Raw genomic sequence first — 21,064 nt, 5'->3', positions numbered from 1 at the left:
CATGACCAGCTTTTTCGATTTTTCCAGGGCCAGCGTGGCCGAACTGGCGAGCACGGATGCGCGCCGGGCCTTGCAGGAGGATGTGGGCGATCAGGATCTCACTGCCGGATTGGTGGCGCCGCAGCGGCGGGCCACGGCGCACGTGCGCACGCGCGAGGCGGCCGTGCTGTGCGGCGCCCCTTGGGTCGAAGCCGTTGTGCGGCAACTGGACCCGCAAGCGCGTTTGACATGGCACTGCGCGGAGGGCGAGCACTGCACCGCCGACCAGCCCGTGCTCGAACTCGCCGGTGACGCGCGCAGCCTGCTGAGCGCCGAACGGACCGCGCTCAATTTCCTGCAACTGCTCAGTGCCGTGGCGACACGCACCGCCGCGTACGTCGATGCGGTGCGCGGTACGCGCGCCCGGATCGTCGACACACGCAAGACTTTGCCAGGCCTGCGGCTGGCGCAGAAGTACGCCGTGCGCACTGGTGGTGGCACGAACCATCGAATCGGCCTCTATGACGCGATCCTGATCAAGGAGAACCACATTGCGGCCGCCGGCGGCGTGAGCGCGGCGCTGCGTGCGGCAGCTGAGGTCGCCGCGCAGGCGAAGTTCGTCGAGATCGAGGTCGAAACCCTCGCCCAACTGGACGAGGCGCTGGCCAACGGCGCCCGCATGGTCCTGCTGGACAACATGGATCTGCCCACGTTGCGTGAAGCCGTGCGCCGCAACGATGCGGCGGGCGATGCGCGCGCCGTGCTCGAGATCTCGGGCGGGGTCACGTTGGACAGTATTCGCGCGCTGGCCGAAACCGGTGTGGACCGCATCTCGGTCGGAGCCCTCACCAAGGACGTCAAGGCCATCGATTTCTCGATGCGCTTCCTGGAGGACTGAGCGATGGCGCACTCACTGATCGGCGTTGATTACGCCCAACCCATTGCGACCGCCGGGAGCGGTTCCTCATGCGATACCCGGCAGGCCTGGGCGCGCGTGCCGGCCGAGCCCACGGCGGCTGAACGTGGCGCCTTGAAGGATCGCATCCGCAGGCTGCTGCGCGAGCGCAATGCGGTGATGGTGTCGCACTACTACGTGCACCCCGATCTGCAGGACCTGGCCGAAGAGACCGGCGGCCTGGTGAGCGACTCGCTCGAAATGGCGCGCTTCGGCCGGGACCACGCCGCACAGACGCTGGTCGTTTCGGGCGTGCGCTTCATGGGCGAGACCGCCAAGATCCTCTCGCCCGAAAAGCGCGTGCTGATGCCTGACCTGGACGCGACCTGCTCGCTGGACCTCGGCTGCCCTGTCGATGCCTTCAGCGCCTTTTGCGACCAACATCCGGATCGCACGGTGGTCGTCTACGCCAACACCAGCGCCGCGGTGAAAGCGCGAGCCGACTGGCTGGTGACATCGGGCTGCGCGCTCGACGTGGTGCGAGCCCTGACGGCCCAAGGACAGAAGATCCTGTGGGCGCCGGACCAGCACCTGGGCGACTACATCCGCCGCGAAACCGGGGCCGACATGGTGAGCTGGCAGGGCGCTTGCATCGTGCATGACGAGTTCAAGGCGTTGGAGCTCGAATTGCTGAAGAAGGAGCACCCCGGGGCCCGCGTGCTCGTGCACCCCGAATCACCGGCCGACGTGATCGCGCTGGCCGATGCGGTGGGGTCCACCTCGGCCATCCTGAGTGCTGCGCAAGGGATGGATGCGACGGAATTCATCGTCGCGACCGACACCGGCATGCTGCACAAGCTGCGCACGCTCAATCCGGGCAAGACCTTCATCGCCGCACCTACTTCGGGCAACGGTGCCACATGCAAGAGTTGCGCACACTGTCCGTGGATGGCCATGAACGGGCTCGCGGACGTGGCGCGCGTGCTGGAAACAGGCGCCGGCGAAGTCCACGTCGATCCGGCGCTGGGCCTGCGCGCACGCGTGCCGATCGATCGCATGCTCGACTTCACCGCGAGGCTCAAGAGCGTGCGGGCGGCCGGCGCCATGGTCGCGGGCATCGGCGCAGCCTGAAGACCCAGGCCGCGCCGGACGCCGATCAGCTCTGCGTGTCGATCTCGAGGTTGTCGATCAGCCGCGTCGCGCCCAGGCGAGCTGCGGCGAGCGCGACCAGCGGATCGCCGGGCGAAGGTGCCTGCAAGTCGGAACGTCGCCGAAGCACCAGGTAATCGGGTTGCCAGCCGCGCTTCCCGAGGGCCTCCATCGCGCGCGTCTCGACGGCCTGGAGATCGCGCTCGCCTGAGCGAACCGCCTCGGCCATGGCTTGCAGCGCCTTCGAGAGTTGCACCGACTCCGCGCGCTCCGTCTCGCTCAGATAGCCGTTGCGCGAAGACAGCGCGAGGCCGTCTGTGGCGCGCAGCGTCTCGACGCCCACGATCTCGATCGGCAGAGCGAACTGGCGCACCATGTGCCGGATGATCATGAGTTGCTGGTAGTCCTTCTTGCCGAACAGGGCCGTGGCCGGTTGCACGCACGAGAAGAGCTTCATCACCACCGTGCAGACCCCGATGAAAAAACCGGGGCGGAAGTGGCCTTCGAGAATGTTGGCCAGCACAGGGTCGGGATGCACCTTGCAGGTTTGCGGCTCGGGGTACAGGGCCTTTTCGTCGGGCGCGAACAGCACGTCGCAGCCTGTCGCGCGCAGCTTTTCGCAATCGCTGTCCCAGGTGCGGGGGTAGGTATCAAAATCCTCGTGGGGCAGGAACTGGAGCCGATTGACGAAGATGCTGACCACCGTGGCGTCCCCCAGCGGCTTTGCGCGGCGCACGAGGTCGAGGTGGCCGTCGTGCAGATTGCCCATGGTGGGAACGAAGGCGGGACGGCGATAGGCGCCAAGGTGTTCGCGCAACTCGGCGATGGTGCGTGCGATGTACATGGGATGGACCGTGATCGTTGAATGGGAACGAAGGAAAGCGGGAGAGGGCGCGCTACCAGGCGTGCAGTGCGTCGTCCGGAAAACTTCCGTCCTTCACGGCACGCACATACGCTTGGATTGCCTGGGCGATGCCGCCGCTCTCGGCCATGAAGTTGCGCACGAACTTCGGCATCTTGCCGAGGTTGATGCCCAGCATGTCGTGCAAGACGAGCACCTGGCCCGCCGTTGCGCGTCCGGCGCCAATGCCGATGGTTGCGCATCGCTTGAGTTCTTGCGTGAGCGTGGCGGCGAGCGAGGCGGGCACCATTTCCAACACCAGCATCGCCGCGCCTGCGTCCTGCAGTTCGAGCGCGTGCCGGCGCAGCAATTCGGCTGCCTCGGTCTCCTTGCCCTGCACGCGGTAGCCGCCCAGGGCGTGCACCGTCTGGGGCGTGAGGCCGAGGTGCGCGCACACCGGAAGTCCGCGCTCGACCAGGAAGCGCACGATGTCGGCGGTCCAGCCACCCCCTTCCAGCTTCACCATGTGGGCGCCGGCCTGCATCAACACCGTGGCGCTGCGCAAAGCCTGTTCACGCGACTCCTGGTAGCTTCCGAAGGGAAGGTCGGCGATGAGCCATGCGGTGCCTTGTACGCGGCGCAGTCCGCGCGACACGCTTTCGGTGTGATAGCGCATGGTTTCCAGCGTGACGCCGACGGTACTGTGGAGTCCCTGGCAGACCATGCCGAGCGAGTCGCCCACGAGCAGGCATTCCACACCTGCGGCGTCCGCCATCGCGGCAAAGGTCGCGTCGTAGGCGGTCAGCATCGTGATCTTCTCGCCGCGCGCGTGCATGTCTGCGAGGCGCGGAAGGCTCAGTGGCTTGCGTAGGGACGGCGGCGAGGCGGGTGGCAACGTGCCATAGGGACTTGCCGAGTCCCTGGCGGGGATAGTTGACATGTTGATGGCTCGAAGTGAATACCGGCTGATCGACACGCTCGGATGCCGCCTGAGCTGTCGGAAGACAGCCATGGCGGAGGGAAGCGCGCGGACTGTAGCATCGTCCAAATGGACGGCGGCGTTTCGGATCGGCACGAACCCGGCTAGTTGGTCGCCAGCTCCGCCTGGGCGCGAAGCACGGACTTGTTCGATACCCCCACGACTCCGGAAAAGGGCGTATCCAGCTCAAGGATGATGAAGATCGAACACGCAAAGGCCAGTGCACAGATGGCCAGGGCAACGTTCACGCTTCTGTTGATGACCATGAACGCTCCCAGTCCTACGTAGATGACCACCACCCATCCGCATACGATCACCAGCAAGGCGGTAGGGACCGAACTGTCCTCGCGCTCTGCGGTCAGCACGCGGCTCTGCGCGATATCGGAGGACAACTGCATCGCGCGTGACTGGTACCACTTCTGGGATTCATTGCGCGGCAACATGGACAGAACCGTCTGCTGAAGCCGTGTGATCGCGCGCAGGTCTTCGGAGTACCTCACACCCTCCAACCGTGGATCCTTGTGGCGCTGTCGCTCGGTAAGCTGGACGATCCGATTCAGGATGCCATGCAACTGGTATCGAGCGGCTCGGGTCTCCTCCCCGAACCCCACGAGCGCGCGATCCAGCAGCACGATCGACGTGGAGAGCTGGATCAGCTCTGCCTCGCGCTCATCGAACGATCGCTTCGCGGACGTGATCATGAGGCCCAGCACCAACGCCAGCAGGGTGGCCAGCATTCCGATGCCGACCTTTGCGGAATCGCGTGCATCGCTCACCAGGTGGTGCTCCGGAAGCAGCGTCGACAGGCGAACGCCCAGCCAGAACCCGCCCAGGGTCAGAACGAAAACGAGACTGGCGACGATGTAGGAGAGCATTGGATGAACCCGGCACGAAGCTCGTCAGATCGGCTTCGAAGATGCGCTCCCTGGCGAAGACAATACCCGCTGTCGGGAAAAGGGGGCAAGTCTCCCCGTCAGCCTTGAGCTTGCCGTATGTGCTCGTCGTCGTGTGACCGACTGCGGCCGGCGGCCATGGAGCGCATTTCATCCGGGGCATTGATGTGCGCTCAGCATCAATGCCCGTCGCCGTTTTCATCGAATCAACGGGGGCTTCGCCCTAGCATCGATGCACGAGGTGGCATCCATGACTCCGAATTTTCAAGGTCCGAACATCGATGGTGGCTGCGAGGGCGTCGACCCCATCGCCGAGTTCTTCGTGCAAGGCGCGGAGGACCGCTACAGCGACTGGGATCTCTTCGCGAACATGGCGCACTGGGCCAGCGTTTCGGCCGGCGTCGCGTTGATGATGGCGGCCGGCCTGGGCTTTTTCTAGCTGGAGTCAGGACGTCGCGCCGCAAACGCCGCCCTGCGGTTGACGATCCGACGGGGCAGGACGCACGAGTGGCGCGGTCCGAGTCCGGCTGCTCAATGTGTGAATCAGCAACGCGCCGACCACCATGGACATCCCGAGCAACTCGTTGCCGGACGGGAGCTTGCCCAGAGCGACGCTCATCAAGAGCGCCGAGACTGGAACGAAGTTGAGAAAGGCAGTCCCGGTGATGGCGCCCAGTGCACGAACGCCGTAGTTGAAAGCCAGCACCGCGACGGCGGAGGAGACCAGGCCGACATACAGCAGCGCATGCCATGACAGCAGCAGGCCGTCAGCGCTCGGGATCGCGGCGGCTCCCAGGGTGGTCGCCAATGCGGCGCCGACCGCGAGCACGGGCCACGATGCAATGACAGTCAAGGCGCTGTATTCGATGACGTCGAGCCTGTCTGCAAACTGCGCGGCACCGCGCGTGTACCAGACCCAACCCAGCGTGCCTGCGAAGGCCACGGCATCGCCGAACACGGTCGACGCCTCGTCGTGACTTGCGTGCGGCGACAGTGCACCGGAGACGATGACCACGCCCGTCATCGCCAACAGGCTGGTGAGCAGCGTCGACCTCGAGGGCCGCTCGCCATCGAGTACCCAGCGCAGCAACTGCGTGGTCATCGGCGTGGTGGCCATGATGATGGCGCCGTGCGACGGCACGGAATGCGAGAGCCCTGTCAGCAGCATCACGCTGAAGACACCGAATCCCGCTGCGCCTCGCACAGCCAGGGGCAGTGCGTGGGTGCGCAGCTTTTGCCATGGTCCCATGCCGCGCGGCGCGATCAACGCGACGAACAGCACGGCCGAGAAGCTGTAGCGGATCAGCGTGAACCAGAAGGGATCGATCTGGTGAAGGACTCCCTTGCTGACCAGGAACATGCCGCCCCATGCGGAGGTGGCGAGCAGCAGCGCGGCGATGCCGAGCGAGCGTGGATGGTGCGTGATCATGGGGTACCTGCGTCGTGGAATCGATGTCCGAAGCATGGGCGCCGGGTCGCTCGCTGACCATTCGTTTCTTTGGACTGGGCTTTCGGCTTTTGCGAATGGCCCGATGCGACCGTCGCGCTCACAATTCGCGGCATGGAGCTCTACCAACTCAAGACCTTCGTCGCGATCGCCCGCGAGGGCAGCCTCACCCGCGCGGCCGAGCGCGTCTTCACCAGCGCGCCAGCCGTGAGCGCGCAACTCAAGGCGCTGGAAGACGAACTCGGTGTCAAGCTGTTCGAACGTACGCCTCGGGGCATGACGCCGACGGAAGCAGGCCTCAGCCTGCTCGAAGAAGCGGAGCGCACGCTGGCCTCTGCGATGCGCATGCGATCAGCCGCCGAGCAGTTCCGCGGTACGGCGCAGGGCGTGGTGCGTTTCGGCACCGTGGTCGATCCGGTCGCGTTGCGCCTCGGGGATGTGCTGGTCAAGCTGGCCGAGCGTCATCCGCACGTGACGCTGCAATTGCAGCAGGGCTTGTCGCACCAGACGCTCGAGGGCGTGCGACGAGGCGATCTGGATTGCGCCTACGCGCTGAGCGACGGCGATGAGATCGACGGTCTCGCGGTGCAGCGCCTCGGTGTCGTCGATCTGGTGGTGACGCTGCCGATCTCGCTCGCGCGGTCGCAGCCCACACCGAGCCTCGAGACGCTGACCAGCCTTCCCTGGGTGGGCACGCCGCCCTCGTGCGTTCTGCGCTCGCATCTCGACGGCTTGTTCAACAGCATCGGCCGCGAATATCGCCCCGCGATGACAGCCGACAGCGAGAGTGCCATGCGCGCGATGGTCGCCAGTGGTTTGGGCGCGGGCCTGCTGCGGCTCGACCAGGCCGAGCAGGCCGAACGCAACGGGGAACTGGCGATCTGGCAAGGGTGGCGCTCCCACACCTGGCTGTGCTGGGTGGCGCCTGCCGACGGAAGGCGTGCGGCAGCGGTGGATGCCGTGCGCGGCGCGGTGCTGGAGGCCTGGGCCTGAGCAAGCTCTACCGGAGGCGAGCCGGCCCCAGCATCTCCGCGGTGATCCCGAAGGACGCCGGGTGCGCAGGTACGGGCAGGCCGCGCGCCAGGGCGGCGCAGATTTCGCCCATTGCCGCCGATGTCTGGATGCCGTAGCCGCCTTGGGCGGCGATCCAGAAGAAGCCCGGCGCCCCGTCGTCGAAGCCGCCGACCAGATCACCGTCGGTCACGAAGGACCGCAGCCCCGCCCAGGTCCGCGTCGGCCTGCGGATCGTCAGCGTGGTGGCCTCTTCGATGCGGTGGATCGCCATCGCGATGTCCATTTCCTCGGGCTGCACGTCTTGCGGTTCGACCGGATCCGCGTTGGCTGGCGAACCGAGAAGCATGCCGGCGTCGGGCTTGATGTACCAGTCCTCGTCGGCGCCATGCACGAGCGGCCAGCCGGCAATGTCCATGTTCGGGGGCGGCGCGAAGATGAAGGCGGAGCGGCGGCGCGGCTCGATGCCCAACGGCCGCACGCCGGCAAGCCGCGCGATGGCGTCGACCCATGCGCCGGCGGCATTGAGGACGATGGGTGCTTCATACACCGCGTCGCCCGCATGCACGCGCCATCGGTCCTGCACATGTTCCATGGTGGTCACCTCGGCGTCGCACACCAGCTTGCCGCCCGCTTGCCGCATGCCGCGCAGATAGCCCTGGTGGATGGCATGCACGTCCATGTCGGCGGCATCGGGTTCGTAGACGGCGCCGAGTAGCCGTTCGGGGCGCAGCGCGGGCACGATGGCGCAAGCCTCTTCGCTGCTCAGCCGCCGTGCGTCGGGGGCCATGGCGCTCAGCATCCGCCAATGCTCTTCGAGCTGGTCGGACTGCCCCGGGCCGGCGACCATCATCGCGCCGCGCGGCGTGAGCAAGGCGTGTTCGGCGAAGCCCGCCGGCGGATGCTGCAGAAACGCGCGGCTCGCCATCGTGAGCGCGCGCACCTGCGGCGTGCCGTAACCCTCCATGAAGAGCGCCGCCGAGCGGCCGGTGGAGTGGTAGCCGGGTTGGGCCTCGCGCTCCAGCATGACCACGCGGCCATGCGGCGCCAGCCAGTACGCGACGGAAGCGCCGGCAATGCCGCCGCCGATGATGAGAAAGTCGGCTTGAACCGCAGAGGGAGAAGAAGTCATGGGATCGCTGGATTCGAATGCGGCGCAGTGTAGTGAGAAAACGTGTGGATACACGGCGCGGGGCTTCGCGCCGCCTCGCTTTTCGCTAACCTGACGCGATGACTGCACTTGCTTCGCTGCGCGCCGGCGCGGATGCGCCGATCGGCCCGCCGCCACCTGCGCCCGACCTGCCGACCCCACCGCCTCCCGCCAACCCGCCACCTGCGCCGGCAGTGGACCCGCCGCCTGCGGACCCACCGCTGGTCGAACCGGGCGTGCCGCCGCCCGTCGCCGATCCGCCTCCCGGCGCAGTGGCGCTCGGCCGTGTGCATGCGCGACGCCTGCGCGAGGTCTATCGATCGGCCGGCTGGCCGTGCTGCGATGCCATCGAGGTCGACCTGCTGGCCGCTGGGCTGCTGGAGCGCGTGCGATCCGTGCACGGCCAGGAGACGCTGCGCGTGACCGATGCCGGCATCGCGCATATCGCGACCAGCCTGGTCGTCAACCGCGCCGTGATGTCGAGGCATGAAGCGCTCGTCGAGCAGGTCGCCCGCGAGATGACGCGCGCCGGCCGCGTGGCCTGGCGCGGGCTGAGTCTGCGTGCGCGTCTGCCTGAAGTGGAAGAGGGAGGAAAGGCTCGCTGGTGCATTGCACGGCCTGACGTGTTCTCCATCCGGAACACCAGCGTCGAGGCGTACGCGCAGCCGATCGTCCACGAGGTCAAGGTCAACCGCGCCGATCTGCTGAGCGACCTGCGCAAGCCCGACAAGCGGGCCGCCTACCTCGATCTGGGCGGCGAATGCTGGTACGTGCTGGGCTGCGATGCGAAGGGGCGGCCCATCGGGGAGCCGGACGAGATCCCGTCGGGATGCGGCGTGCTGATCGCGCGGGAAGGCCGGCTCGTCGTGGCGCGGGCGGCCATGCACCGCGCGCTGCCGCGCCTGCCGTTTGCGGTGTGGATGGCCCTGGCGAAGGCCCGGCCGGTGGCGGGTTTCGACGAGGAGAGCCAGGACCTGCTCGGAGAGGTCCAGGGCTGATCCTCCTTGCCGGGGGCGCCCGTCGCTGCACTTAGGTGCAATAGCCGCGCGCTGGCGGGCCACTTATGCTGGTCGAGCTGCGGGGTCGGCTTCTACCCCGAACAGGAGGCGATATGCGTGCTCTAGCCATCGGATTTGCGCGAGCCCTGATGCTCGCTGCCGCGCTGTTCTCGGCGCTGGCGGGCGCGCAGCAGGCAACGTTTTCCAGGGAGCAACTCGATCAGATGATGGCCCCGATCGCGCTGTATCCCGACTCGCTGCTCTCGCAGGTCCTGATGGCCGCGACCTATCCGGCGGATGTCGCGGACGCGGCGAAATGGTCGAAGGCCAACCCGAACCAGAAGGGCGACGCGGCCCTGAAGATGGTCGCGAACCAGCCCTGGGACCCGAGCGTGCAGTCGCTCGTGGCGTTCCCGCAGGTTCTGCAGATGATGGGCGAACAGCCCGATTGGGTGCAGAACCTGGGCGATGCCTTCCTCGCATCATCCAAGGACGTTCTCGACTCGGCGCAGCGGCTCAGGAGCCAGGCGCAGAAGACCGGCAGCCTCAAGAGCTCCGAGCAGCAGAAGGTGATCGTCGAGCAGGAGCCGCAGACGCAGCAGACGATCATCAAGATCGAGCCCGCGAATCCGCAAGTGGTCTATGTTCCGGCCTACAACCCGACCGTGGTGTACGGCGCGTGGCCGTATCCGGCCTATCCGCCTTACTACTACCCGCCGGCACCGTACTACTACCCCGGCGCCGCACTGGCGACAGGCATCGCCTTCGGTGTCGGTGTGGCCGCCACGGCGGCGCTCTGGGGCAATACCAACTGGGGCGGCGGCAACGTCAACGTAAACGTGAACCGCTACAACAGCGTGAACGTCAACCGGCAACTCTCCGCGAACCAGACGAATTTCCAGCACAACGCGGCCAACCGACGCGGGGTACCGTACCGCGATTCAGCGAGCCGGCAGCAGTTCGGCAAGGACGTTGCAGGTGCGAACCAGCGCAACGAGTTCCGCGGGCGCGATGGGGCCCAGGCGGGAACCCGCGACGCACAGCGGCAGCAGGCCCAATCACAGTTGCAGCAGCGCGGCATGGACCCGGGCCAAGGCCGCGACCAGCTGCGAAACGATCCCGGAACACGCGATCGTGCGCAGGCGGCCGCGCGAGACACTGGCCGCGATCGTGCGGGCGCTGGCGCCGGTGACCGTGCCGGCGACCGCGTGGGTGACCGAGCCGGTGACCGAGCCGGTGCCCGCCCGGGAGCGGGAGACCGCGGGGGAGCGGGCGACCGTGGCGGACCGGGCGGACGCGGCGGGGCCGACCAGGGACTGGCGCGGACGCAGCACGGCGGCGGCGATAACGCGCTGCGAGGTGCGGGCGATGCCGGCGGGCAGACCCGTCAACAGGCAAGTCGTGGCGATGCGAGTCGCCAGTCCATGGCGCAGAACCGCGGTGGAGGCGGGGGTGCGCACGCGGGCGGTGGCGGAGGCGGCGCCCGCATGAGCTCCGGTGGAGGCGCCGGAGCACACATGGGTGGCGGCGGCGGTGGGGCTCGCATGGGCGGCGGAGGTGGCGGCGCCCGGATGGGCGGAGGCGGCGGGCACGGTGGAGGCCGCGGCGGGGGTGGTCGTCGCTGAATGGGAGGCCCACATGACGCAATTCACCTGCTCAGGAGTCCGGACAATGTCCTTCGCCGCCATATCCTTCAATACGCTTGCGGCTTCCGTGGCCCTGGCGCTGTCGCTCGCCTCGGGCGCTTCGTTCGCGCAAAAGGCCTACCCCACACCCGATGCCGCGGCGCAAGCGTTCGTCGATGCCCTGTCGCGCAGCGATGTCGAGGCATTGCGCAACGTGCTCGGACCCGAATGGCGGCGCTTCGTGCCGGAAGGCACCGTCGACCAGGAAGACGTCTACGAATTCCTCGCTGCATGGGCAAAGCAGCACAAGGTCGTGCTCGAGAAGCCGGACTGGGCCGTGCTCGCCGCCGGCCCCGGGGACTGGACACTGCCCGTGCCCATCGTGAAGACGACGGCCGGCTGGCGCTTCGACCCGAGGGCGGGAGCCGACGCCATGCGCAGCCGTCGTATCGGGCGCAACGAACTCAGTGCGATGCAGGCTGCGCTGGCGTACTTCGACGCGCAGAAGGAGTACGCGCAAAAGGACCGTGACGGCAACGGCGTGCTGGAGTACGCACAGAAGTTCGTGAGTTCCCCCGGGAAGCACGATGGGTTGTACTGGCCCGACGCGACCGGCCAGGATCAAAGCCCGCTCGGGCCGCTGTACGCCGGGCAAAAAGGTGGCGAGGGCTACCACGGCTATCACTTCAAGATCCTCAAGGCCCAAGGCAAGGACGCTCCGGGAGGGGCCTACGACTACGTGATCGGCAATCGAATGCGAGGCGGATTCGCCTTGGTCGCATGGCCGATCCGGTATGGGGAGACGGGCGTGATGACCTTCATCGTCAGCCATGACGGCACTGTCTACGAGAAGGACCTCGGCTCGGGTAGCGATGCCGCCGCGCGGGCCATGACGCGGTTCAACCCGGATGCGAGCTGGCGAAAGGTGGACGTTTCCGGGAGCTGACGGCAGCGCCGATGTTGCGTGGCCCCGGACAAAAGTCGTAGGGGCCTTGTCGCACGTGCGACAGAACGTAAACTAGGGTGCCGAATCGAAACGGCGTCAAGTCCGTTTGCGCATGGAAGAGGAGTACGCAATGCAACCAGTCCTGGAGATCCGCAAGCTCGGCGAGCGCTCCTACACCTACACCGTCCGCGCGCCTCGTTCAGCGGGCGAAGCGCCGCCCAAGGCGTGTTATGTCGATCTGGGACTCACCTCGTTCGCCGATTGCCTGCGAGACGCTGCGGAGGCGCTGACTTACTTTTCACGCGTCTACATCCGCTATGAAGGTTTGTGCGTCGGCGTGCAGACGGTGGTGCGGCTTGAAAACCAGCCCGACACGGTGGCGGGCGAATTGCTGGCGGACTACGCGAGCCAGATCGAAATGCCGCCGGCGTCCAAGCCCGTGCCCCTCCCGGCGGCTGCCGTACACGCTTCGGTCGTCTTGTAGCGCCGCGCCGGCAGGGCCGTTCAGGTGGTGTAGTGGCCGCTGGCCTCTGGCTGGTAGTGGACTTCCGCCACTTGGGCATTGAATTCCTCACCGCCGGGCGTTTGCCACTGGGCCGTCGCGCCAATGCGCAATCCGAGCAGGCTCATGCCCACCGGCGAAAGCACCGAGACAAAGCCCGTGGCCGGCTCGGCGGCGGTGGGATAGCACAAGGTCAGCTTTTGGCGGTGCCCCGTACGCGCATCGACGATCGTGACTTGCGAGTTCATCGTGACGAAGTCGGGCGCGATCTCGCGCGAGGGCAACACTTCGACCATGTCCAGCAACTCTTCGAGGTCCGGGTGGGATTTTGCGTCGACCAGTTTGGTGAGGCGAACGTGATCCAGTTCGGTGAGCGTGCGATCGCCGTAATTCTTTGCATGCATGAAAAAGCACTCCTGTCGAAATGTGCGACCTGCCGCCATCTTCAGCGGTCGCCAAGGCGCGAGAACTGGGGCCCGGCGATCGATGGTTGCGCTAAATGAAAGAAGAAGGGGATCGCCGGGCCGAGGAGTGTGCGGCCGGCTGGCTCAGTCCCAGCATGCCGACGCCATTGCCGAGCGAACGCGTGCGCGCGCGGCTGTGGACGAGGGTGGGGGCTGGGAGACGCATGCGCTCGATTGTAGGAGGCTGCATCGAGGTCGAGGGGATGGAGCGGGTGAAGGGAATCGAACCCTCGTATGAAGCTTGGGAAGCTGCCGTTCTACCATTGAACTACACCCGCAACTGGCACGGATTCTAACGACTGTCCGAAGACCCACCCATGGTGGTCCTCCAGTTCAGGACTGGCGATCTGGCACGGCATTTCGCGTAGCGCGCTTCCGCCGACGCTCCGCGGCAGTAAAGTGAGGCCATGTCAGCTCACGCGCAGGAGGCCGCGCTGTTTTCGCGCCATCGCCCTTGCGCACGCCAGCCATCCCTCGAAGCTTCTCAGCCATACGACGCCGTCGAATTCGTCCTGGCCAAGCGAAACAGTCTCGGGGAACCACTGCCCAATGGATCGCGGTGATTTTCAGGCGGCAGTTTCTTTCCGTAGTGCGCCTCAACCATAGAGAATTTATGACATCCGTACGTACTTTTTGGGATGTGCTGTCGAATCCATCGCGCCTCCTAGAACGAACTGCTTATGTTCGATCAGTGCTCAGCGAGAGAAAGTTCGTTGCCTGGGCACTCCAACACCGCGCGAGGCTTGCTCCGTTTGAAAATGACGCGAACGAATTTGCCTTCGCCGATAGCACACGCCCATTTCGTCAGGCCATCGAAGCCTTCACGGCGAAACATGCTCGAACCCAGGAGCAACTCAACGAATTCCGCGAGGAGTTCAATGAATATTCCGAAATGCAGCGGAATGCGAAAATTCGGCTTCCCTGCGAGTGGCAAGACCGTTTCCCGTGTTTGGACGATCGGGCATCAACTACGCCGTTTGACAGACACTACACGTACCATCCTGCATGGGCCGCCCGAGTACTCGCACAAACGCGACCTGCCAAACACATCGACATATCTTCCACAATCAACTTTGCGACGCTGGTGTCGGCATTCATCCCGGTCGAGTTTTACGACTACCGGCCAGCCCCTATAGCGCTGCCTGGCCTCGAATGCGGAGAGGCCGATCTTTTGAGTCTCCCATTTGCTGACGGGAGCATCAAGTCGCTGTCGTGCATGCATGTCCTCGAACACATTGGGCTTGGCCGCTACGGCGACAAACTCGATCCAGACGGAGACCTTAAAGCCATTGGAGAGTTGCTTCGCGTTCTGGCGCCTCGCGGCGATCTGCTGATTGCGGTCCCGGTCGGCAAGCCCAAAGTACAGTTCAATGCGCACCGTGTCTATGATGCGATCGATTTTTCGAATTACTTCAACGGAGTGTCTCTCATCGAGCGTGCGCTAATCGAAGAGTCCGGTGATCGCGGCATCATTGAGAATCCTTCCGACGCCCAGTTCCGGGAACAGGCCTACGGCTGTGGATGTTTCTGGTTCCGCAAAACTTAGATGGAGGGTTTGCCAAACGTGTCTACGATAACAGTCAAGCTGATGGGCGGTCTAGGCAATCAGTTGTTTCAATACGCCACAGGACGTGCTCTCGCCTTGCATCACAGAGCGCGTTTGCAACTCGATCTCAGTTTTTTTGATACATACGAACTTCGTCATTTCGAACTGGGTGTCTATCCGCTCACTGCAAAGATAGCGAGCCGGCAAGATTTAGCCCGACTCCGGGAGACGCCGCCGCATCGTCATATCGGTCGATTTCAATGGGCGAAGCTGCGTCGGCACCAGCAATCGGTTCATTTTCACGTTGAATCCAGCCCGTACTTCGATCCTGGCCTCAATAAGCTGCCGTTGCCTTTGCACATTGAAGGATACTGGCAGAGCGAAAAGTATTTCTTGGACTGCAGAAGAATATTGCTTGCGGAGCTCTCGCCAAAGTTGCCTCTCGAACCAGAAAATGCAGCAATAGCGAACAAAATTTCATCAACCGATTCTATTTCACTGCACGTCCGACGCGGCGACTATGCGAGCAATGAAGTAGTCAATCGTGTGCATGGAATAGTACCGCTGGACTACTATCGGCGCGCGGTTTCGCTTCTTGAAGCCAGATTGGCAAATCCTCACATCTTCGTGTTTTCTGACGATCACGAATGGGTTCAAGAAAATCTTCATTTCTCTGCACCGATGACATTCGTCAAGACAAACAACTCGGATCGAGGTTTCAGGGACATCCAGCTTCAGTCGATGTGCCGTCATCACATTACGGCCAACTCCTCCTTCAGCTGGTGGGGGGCCTGGTTGAATCCTCGTCGCGACAAGGTGGTGATTGCGCCGACACATTGGCTCGCAGACGCGGCGGGGGACGATTCTCGTGACCGCGTTCCTGAGTCATGGCTCCGAATGTGAATTCGGAGGCATCTTCGCCAGTTTTCGATGACGCCCGCTCCTTCGCCGACTCGGCGCCTCTTCATCGGCCTGTTCCCTGATGCGGAAGTACAAGCGGCCATTGATGCGCACCGCAGAAATTGGTCGTGGACGCGCGGCGCGCGAATGACTTCGCTTGCGCGCATCCACATGACGCTGCACTTTCTCGGCGAGGTTGACGCGGCCCAGCAAGCCGCGTTGCAGGAAGGGATTGCGGAAGTTCCGATGCAGGCGTTGACATTGATCCTGCGAACTCCGGAAGTCTGGCGCAATCCAGTCGCGGTGTTGCGGCCGGACGAGCACGAAGAGCTGCGCGCATTGCACGAACGCCTGAAGTGGCCGCTCGTCGATGCTGGGCTGACGCCCGAGAAAGGTCATTGGATCCCCCATCTCACGATCGCGCGCAGATGCCTGGGCGCGGTGCCGCCTGACAATCCACCGCCGATTCCCTGGCAGGTCAGCGAGTTCGTGTTGATCTGTTCGCACATGACGCCGCCTGCCCGCTATGAGGTCCTGGCGCGGCATTCCGTGCGTCGTTAGCGAGGGCAATCGGTTGCGGCAGAATCCCTCCGATGAAGAAATTTCCGGTCGAAGCAAGCCTGCTTCTCGTCGATGACGACCCCGCCATCATTCAGGTATTGAGTCGGATACTTTCGGACTACACGACGGTTCGTTTTGCGACCAGCGGCGCCGATGCGTTGCAACTCAGCAGGGAAGCGACGCCCGACCTCATCCTGCTCGACGCCCAGATGGGAGACATGAGCGGCCTGCAGGTATGCGAAGCACTGAAGGCCGACCCGGCCTTGGCCGATGTGCCAGTCATCTTCGTGAGCAGCCACCAGGAGTCCGAACTCGAAGTGGCGGTACTGGAACTCGGCGCAGTCGATTTCATCCGCAAGCCGTTCAATGCCTCGCAGGTGACGGCGCGGGTCAACACCCAGCTCAAGCTGAAGCGGCTTTCGGACGACCTGCGGCGCCTGTCCAGGATCGATGGCCCCACGGGTCTCGCGAACGAACACGCCTATGCCGAGATCCTCGTGCGCGAAACGCTTCGGGCTGCCGAGTCGGGCCAGGCGGTAGCGCTGGTGATGCTCGAGGTCGATTTCTTCCAGTCCTTCGAGGCACTCTATGACCGGAAGGCTGCGGATGTCTGTCTCGCCGCCATCGCCGAGGCCCTGCGGGGCAGCGCACGCCGGCCCGGCGATTTCGTCGCCCGGCTGGATCGCGATCGCTTTGCGCTGGTCCTGGCGGACACCTCCCCGGACGACGCGTTGCATGTGGCCAATCGCGCCCTGCGGGCCGTCGAGGCGCTGGACATCAGCCATCAGGGTTCCGCTGTCTCGCGTCATGTGACGTGCAGCGCCGGCGTCGCCTGCCTCGAGGCCGCCGGGCGTGAAGAGCTGAGCCAAGCGGGCGCCGATGCTGTGGAGGCTCTCGAACGCGCTGCCCGTGATGCGCTCGCGGAGGCGGCCAAGGCGGGGCGAGCCCAGGCGTGCAGGATGGTTCCCAAGGCGCGGCCGCCGGAGCCTGACACCGAGGCCAATTGACCACCCCCGTGGGGCTTCGGCAGTCCGCTCGCTCGCTGATCTGGCTGGGCATCGGCCTGTGCATGGCGGCGGGCGCGGGCTTGTGGCAGGCGCGCTACAACGACTCGCTGGCGCAAACGCGCTTCGACGCATTGGCCCGGCGCGCGGTCGAGCAACTGGCGTCGCGCATGCACGCTTTCGAATTCGGCTTGCGCGGAGCGCGCGGTGCCGTGATCGCGGCGGGTGGAGAAGGGGGCATCACGCGGCTGCGATTCGCGCAGTTCAGCGCCTCACGCGATCTGGAGCGCGAGTTTCCCGGCTCGCGGGGATTCGGATTCGTGCGCCGCGTACCGGTCGCGCAAGAGGCCGCCTTCGTCGCCGCGGCGCGACTCGACGGCAAGCCCGATTTCAGGATTCACCAGATCGGCGTGAACGAGGGTGATCGTTTCGTCATCCAGTACTTCGAGCCGTCCGATTCCACGAGCCCCGCCATCGGGCTGGACATCGCATCGGAGCCCAACCGGCGCGCCGCTGCCGAGCGCGCCATGCAGACCGGCGAAGCCGCGATGACCGCGCCGATCGCGCTGGTGCAGGCGCAGAGGGCACCGCCGAGCCAGCGCTCCGTGCTGATGCTCCTGCCTGTCTACAAGCCCGAAACGCAGCTCGGCCGCCTGCAGCAGCGCCAGCACCGATCCGCTGCTGCGCGGGGTACGCCGGACGAGGGAATCGGATGGATCTACACACCCCTGCTCATCGACGAGGTGCTGAAGGGCTTTGATTTTCAGGATGGCGAGTTCGCACTCGCTCTGGCCGACGTGACGCGGCCCGACAAGCCGGAGCCGTTCTTTACCTCGCCCGGCCGTGCATCCGTACAGGCCGATGCGCTCCGGAGCGTGCAGCCGCTGCATCTCTACGGCCGCATCTGGCGGGTGGATGTCAGCGCGCAGCCGTTGTTCGTGAAGCGCTTGAACCTGCGCAGCCCATGGGCCGTGGTGCTGATCGGCTCGACGCTGGCGCTGCTCCTGGCCCTGCTGTCTTTCATCGAGCAGACCACGCAGCGCCGCAAGCAACAGGCGGGCGAGCAACGCTCCCGGCTCGCTGCGATCGTGACCAGCTCGAACGACGCCATCATCGGCTGCCGGCTCGACGGCAAGATCACCGACTGGAACGACGCTGCGGCCAAGATCTTCGGCTACACCGCCCAGGAGGCGCTCGGTCAGACCATGCAGGCATTGCTGTTGCCGCCCGACCATGCGCAGGAAGAAGAGACATTGCTGCGCCACATCGCCGAAGGCAAGTCGGTCGCCGCATTCGAGACCTTCCGGCGGCACCGCGACGGCACGGCAGTGGCGGTTTCGGTGGCGGCAGCGCCCATCCGCTCGGCGGATGGGCGGGTGGTCGGCGCCGCCGAGACCCTGCGCGACATCACGCACGAGAGGGCAACCAAGGCGCGGATCCTCGAACTGAACGCGACCCTCGAGCAGCAGGTGGCCGAACGCACCGCCGAACTCGTGGCACTGTCGGCGCGCGAGCGCGCCATCCTCGACGGCGCGGCGAGCGCCATCATCGCCACCGAAGTCGACGGCGTGGTGACGCTGTTCAATCCCGCCGCGGAGGCCTTGCTGGGGTACTCCGCCGCCGAGGTGGTGAACCAGATGGAGATGAACCGCTTCCACGACGTGTTCGAAGTCCACAGCCGCGCGATGGCGCTGACCACCGAACTGGGACGTCCGCTCGAAGTGTGCGAAGTCTTCGCGCCCGCGCCGGGCACCGGCCGCGCGCGGCCCCGGGAGTGGACCTACGTGCGCAAGGACGGCAGCCGGGTCCCCGTCCACCTGAACGTGAGCCCGCTGCGCGATGCGGCCGGCAGCGTCGTCGGCTTCATTGCGATTGCGACCGACCTGTCCGAGCGCAAGGCCACCGAGGAACGGCTGCACAAGAACGAACGCTTCATGCGCATCGTGACCGACAACATCCCCGGCATCGTTGCCTACTGGACGACCGACATGCGCTGCACCTTCGCGAACAGCGCTTACCGGCGCTGGCTGGGGCGCGCGCCCGAGGAGATGATCGGGATCTCGCAGGTCGAGTTGCTCGGCCCTGAACTGTTCCGTGAGAACGAGCCCTACATCCGCGCCGCGCTGGCCGGCAACGACCAGCGCGTGATGCGCACCCGCACACTGGCCGATGGATCGACCCTGCACTACTGGCTGCACTACATCCCCGACTTCGACGACTACGGCGTGGTGCAGGGCTTCATCTCGGTGGCGGTGGACGTCACCGACATGCGCCGCGCGCAGGACCAGCTCGAAGACCTCAACCTCGCCCTGAACGAACGCAGCGCGCAGGCGGAGTCGGCGAGCAAGGCCAAGAGCGAGTTCCTGGCCAACATGAGCCACGAGATCCGATCGCCGCTCAACGCGGTCATCGGGCTGGCCTACCTGTTGCGGCAAACCTCATTGGATGACCGGCAGCGCGAGTTCCTGCGCAAGATCGACGACGCCAGCAACGCGCTGCTGGGCGTCATCAACGACATCCTCGACATCTCCAAGATCGAGGCGGGCGAGATGGCGCTCGACGAATCCGAGTTCGGACTGCGCGATCTGCTCGACAGCGTCGTCGCCATGATGAACGTCAACGCCGGCGAGAAGGGCATCGCGCTGGTGCTGGAAGCCGATGCCGAACTTCCGGCGCGCTTGCTCGGCGACGTCACCCGCATCCGGCAGATCCTCGTCAACCTGCTGAGCAATGCCGTCAAGTTCACCGCGCAAGGGTCGGTGCGCCTGAACGTGCAGGTGAAGGAGAGGCTGGAGGATCGCGTGCGTCTGCGCTTCGCCGTGGTCGATACGGGAATCGGCATCGAGGCCGATGTGCTCGACCGGTTGTTCACGCCTTTCACGCAAGCCGACACGTCGACCACGCGCCGCTTCGGCGGCACGGGACTGGGGCTGTCGATCGTGAAGCAACTCACCGGGTTGATGGGCGGCGAGTTCGGTGTCGCCAGCACACCGGGCAGCGGCAGCGAGTTCTGGGTCATCCTGCCCCTGGACATTGCCGTCGAAGACGCCGCGCAGCCTTCGGTGCCTGCACGCGAAGTGTCGGCGGACCGGCGCCTGTCGAAGATGCGCGTGCTGGTGGTGGACGACAGCGAGGTCAACCTGGAGGTCTGCCAGCACATCCTCGAGCGCGAAGGAGCGCAGGTCAGCCTCGCTTCGGATGGCCGCGAAGCGGTCGAGGCGCTGCGCAAGAGGCCGCAGGCTTTCGACCTGGTGCTGATGGACGTCCACATGCCGGTGCTCGACGGCAACGAGGCCACACGCCTGATTCGCGGCGAATTGGGCCTCACGGCATTGCCGGTGGTTGCGCTGACGGCCAGCGCGCTGGTGGCCGAGCGCGACCGCGCGTTCGAAGCCGGCATGAACGACTTCATCAGCAAGCCTTTCGACGCCGAGTCGATGGTCCGCACAGTGCGCCGTTGCGTGGAGCGCGCGCGGGGCCGGCTGGTGCCGACCGCACACGAGGAAGCTCCGGCCGTGGCTGGGCTTCCGCCCGACTGGCCGATGATCCAGGGCATCGACGCACCGGGCGCATCGAAGCGACTGATGGGCGACAGCGATTTGCTGTTGAGTGTCCTGCGCAGTCTGCTCGAGGAGTTCGGTGACCTGGCGCGCGAGGGCGATGCGCCCTCTGGCGAGTCGTCCATTGCCCTGGCGGCCCGACTGCACAAGCTGCAGGGCAGCGCCGGCGTGATCGGGATCGACGGCGTGCGGCAACGGGCGGCCGAGGGTGAGGCTGCGCTGAAGGAAGGCGACACCCACCGCGCCGATCGTGCGTTGCGTGCGCTGAGCCTGGCGCTGCGCAATCTTCAAGCTGCGGCCCAGCCCTTTTTCGATGCGGCGGACGTCAGGCCTGTGGCTGAAGATGCAGCGCCGGTCGACCCCGACGCGCTGGCTTCGCTTGTCGATCTGCTGCGCAAGCAAAGCATGGCAGCAATGCCGCTGTTCGACGAGCTTGGTCCGTCGCTTCGCACCGCCCTCGGCGGGGAGCGCTTCGCAGCGCTGGAGCGCGCCATGCAGTCGCTTCAATTCAAGCAGGCCGTCGAGATCCTGCAAGTCGAGCGGGGCGCGCCTCGAAGATCGGGTTGAACGGCGCCTGCGTCGCACGCCGGAATCGGTTGAAGCGGCCCCGCGTC

19 protein-coding genes and 1 tRNA gene are annotated in these 21,064 nt (G+C 65.6%); 13 read left to right on the top strand and 7 right to left on the bottom strand.

The genetic code is table 11. The annotated features are described in order from the left end of the window. Position 1 precedes the first annotated feature (1 nt). Positions 2-877, top strand: a complete 876-nt coding sequence (gene nadC, locus QTH97_RS03680) for a carboxylating nicotinate-nucleotide diphosphorylase (protein WP_286567092.1) — start codon at positions 2-4, stop codon at positions 875-877. A 3-nt stretch (positions 878-880) separates the two neighbouring features. Continuing rightward, positions 881-2,005: a quinolinate synthase NadA gene (nadA, locus tag QTH97_RS03675; RefSeq protein ID WP_286566690.1), complete on the top strand. Its 1,125-nt coding sequence runs from the start codon at positions 881-883 to the stop codon at positions 2,003-2,005. 25 nt (positions 2,006-2,030) lie between these two features. Here the strand turns inward: nadA and panC are convergent, their stop codons facing one another. The 3 genes from panC to QTH97_RS03660 all read right to left on the bottom strand — a co-directional run bounded on the left by panC (position 2,031) and on the right by QTH97_RS03660 (position 4,718). Further along, positions 2,031-2,867 (bottom strand): pantoate--beta-alanine ligase, encoded by an 837-nt coding sequence (panC, locus tag QTH97_RS03670; RefSeq protein WP_286566689.1) that lies wholly within the window; start codon positions 2,865-2,867, stop codon positions 2,031-2,033. A 52-nt stretch (positions 2,868-2,919) separates the two neighbouring features. Next, positions 2,920-3,804 (bottom strand): 3-methyl-2-oxobutanoate hydroxymethyltransferase, encoded by an 885-nt coding sequence (panB, locus tag QTH97_RS03665; RefSeq protein ID WP_286566688.1) that lies wholly within the window; start codon positions 3,802-3,804, stop codon positions 2,920-2,922. 143 nt (positions 3,805-3,947) lie between these two features. Further along, the gene (locus QTH97_RS03660; RefSeq protein ID WP_286566686.1) at positions 3,948-4,718 is read right to left on the bottom strand and encodes a bestrophin-like domain; all 771 of its coding nucleotides are present in this window, start codon (positions 4,716-4,718) and stop codon (positions 3,948-3,950) included. Between the two features lie 268 nt (positions 4,719-4,986). Here QTH97_RS03660 and QTH97_RS03655 point away from each other — a divergent pair, with 268 nt between their 5' ends. Continuing rightward, complete coding sequence (locus QTH97_RS03655) at positions 4,987-5,175, top strand: hypothetical protein (RefSeq protein WP_286566684.1); 189 nt, start codon at positions 4,987-4,989, stop codon at positions 5,173-5,175. Between the two features lie 6 nt (positions 5,176-5,181). On the opposite strand, the gene QTH97_RS03650 is transcribed toward QTH97_RS03655, so the two are convergent. Continuing rightward, a complete protein-coding gene (locus tag QTH97_RS03650) occupies positions 5,182-6,165 on the bottom strand; it encodes a DMT family transporter (RefSeq protein WP_286566683.1) in 984 nt (327 codons plus the stop codon). A 132-nt stretch (positions 6,166-6,297) separates the two neighbouring features. Between QTH97_RS03650 and QTH97_RS03645 the strand changes: the two genes are divergently transcribed. Further along, complete coding sequence (locus tag QTH97_RS03645; protein ID WP_286566681.1) at positions 6,298-7,176, top strand: LysR family transcriptional regulator; 879 nt, start codon at positions 6,298-6,300, stop codon at positions 7,174-7,176. 7 nt (positions 7,177-7,183) lie between these two features. Here QTH97_RS03645 and QTH97_RS03640 read toward each other — a convergent pair whose 3' ends face one another. Next, positions 7,184-8,326, bottom strand: coding sequence for an NAD(P)/FAD-dependent oxidoreductase (locus tag QTH97_RS03640; protein WP_286566680.1), 1,143 nt, complete (start codon positions 8,324-8,326; stop codon positions 7,184-7,186). A gap of 98 nt (positions 8,327-8,424) precedes the next feature. Here QTH97_RS03640 and QTH97_RS03635 point away from each other — a divergent pair, with 98 nt between their 5' ends. The 4 genes from QTH97_RS03635 to QTH97_RS03620 all read left to right on the top strand — a co-directional run bounded on the left by QTH97_RS03635 (position 8,425) and on the right by QTH97_RS03620 (position 12,397). Further along, positions 8,425-9,342 (top strand): hypothetical protein, encoded by a 918-nt coding sequence (locus tag QTH97_RS03635; RefSeq protein WP_286566679.1) that lies wholly within the window; start codon positions 8,425-8,427, stop codon positions 9,340-9,342. Between the two features lie 113 nt (positions 9,343-9,455). Beyond that, positions 9,456-10,967, top strand: coding sequence for a DUF3300 domain-containing protein (locus QTH97_RS03630; RefSeq protein ID WP_286566678.1), 1,512 nt, complete (start codon positions 9,456-9,458; stop codon positions 10,965-10,967). A gap of 46 nt (positions 10,968-11,013) precedes the next feature. Beyond that, the gene (locus QTH97_RS03625) at positions 11,014-11,913 is read left to right on the top strand and encodes a DUF2950 domain-containing protein (protein WP_286566676.1); all 900 of its coding nucleotides are present in this window, start codon (positions 11,014-11,016) and stop codon (positions 11,911-11,913) included. Between the two features lie 130 nt (positions 11,914-12,043). Further along, positions 12,044-12,397 (top strand): hypothetical protein, encoded by a 354-nt coding sequence (locus QTH97_RS03620; RefSeq protein ID WP_286566675.1) that lies wholly within the window; start codon positions 12,044-12,046, stop codon positions 12,395-12,397. A 20-nt stretch (positions 12,398-12,417) separates the two neighbouring features. Here QTH97_RS03620 and QTH97_RS03615 read toward each other — a convergent pair whose 3' ends face one another. Together QTH97_RS03615 and QTH97_RS03610 are read right to left on the bottom strand one after the other, a co-directional pair. Next, positions 12,418-12,819 (bottom strand): GreA/GreB family elongation factor, encoded by a 402-nt coding sequence (locus QTH97_RS03615; protein ID WP_286566673.1) that lies wholly within the window; start codon positions 12,817-12,819, stop codon positions 12,418-12,420. A 264-nt stretch (positions 12,820-13,083) separates the two neighbouring features. After that, a tRNA-Gly gene (locus tag QTH97_RS03610) sits at positions 13,084-13,157 on the bottom strand. 335 nt (positions 13,158-13,492) lie between these two features. Here QTH97_RS03610 and QTH97_RS03605 point away from each other — a divergent pair. The 5 genes from QTH97_RS03605 to QTH97_RS03585 all read left to right on the top strand — a co-directional run bounded on the left by QTH97_RS03605 (position 13,493) and on the right by QTH97_RS03585 (position 21,017). Continuing rightward, positions 13,493-14,425: a DUF268 domain-containing protein gene (locus QTH97_RS03605; protein ID WP_286566672.1), complete on the top strand. Its 933-nt coding sequence runs from the start codon at positions 13,493-13,495 to the stop codon at positions 14,423-14,425. A 114-nt stretch (positions 14,426-14,539) separates the two neighbouring features. Further along, positions 14,540-15,328: an alpha-1,2-fucosyltransferase gene (locus tag QTH97_RS03600; protein WP_286566670.1), complete on the top strand. Its 789-nt coding sequence runs from the start codon at positions 14,540-14,542 to the stop codon at positions 15,326-15,328. Positions 15,329-15,355: 27 nt separating this feature from the next. Further along, a complete protein-coding gene (thpR, locus tag QTH97_RS03595; RefSeq protein ID WP_286566669.1) occupies positions 15,356-15,886 on the top strand; it encodes an RNA 2',3'-cyclic phosphodiesterase in 531 nt (176 codons plus the stop codon). A gap of 32 nt (positions 15,887-15,918) precedes the next feature. After that, positions 15,919-16,893, top strand: a complete 975-nt coding sequence (locus QTH97_RS03590) for a response regulator (protein WP_286566668.1) — start codon at positions 15,919-15,921, stop codon at positions 16,891-16,893. Next, entirely contained in the window at positions 16,890-21,017 is a 4,128-nt protein-coding gene (locus QTH97_RS03585; RefSeq protein ID WP_286566666.1) for a CHASE domain-containing hybrid sensor histidine kinase/response regulator, read from the top strand. Before QTH97_RS03590 ends, QTH97_RS03585 begins: the two co-directional genes overlap by 4 nt. Positions 21,018-21,064 lie beyond the last annotated feature (47 nt).

The organism is Variovorax gracilis, assembly GCF_030317115.1.
GTDB lineage: Bacteria > Pseudomonadota > Gammaproteobacteria > Burkholderiales > Burkholderiaceae_C > Variovorax > Variovorax gracilis.
The sequence above is the reverse complement of the archived record's forward strand: the minus strand, read 5'-3'. Positions and strand labels throughout refer to the sequence as shown.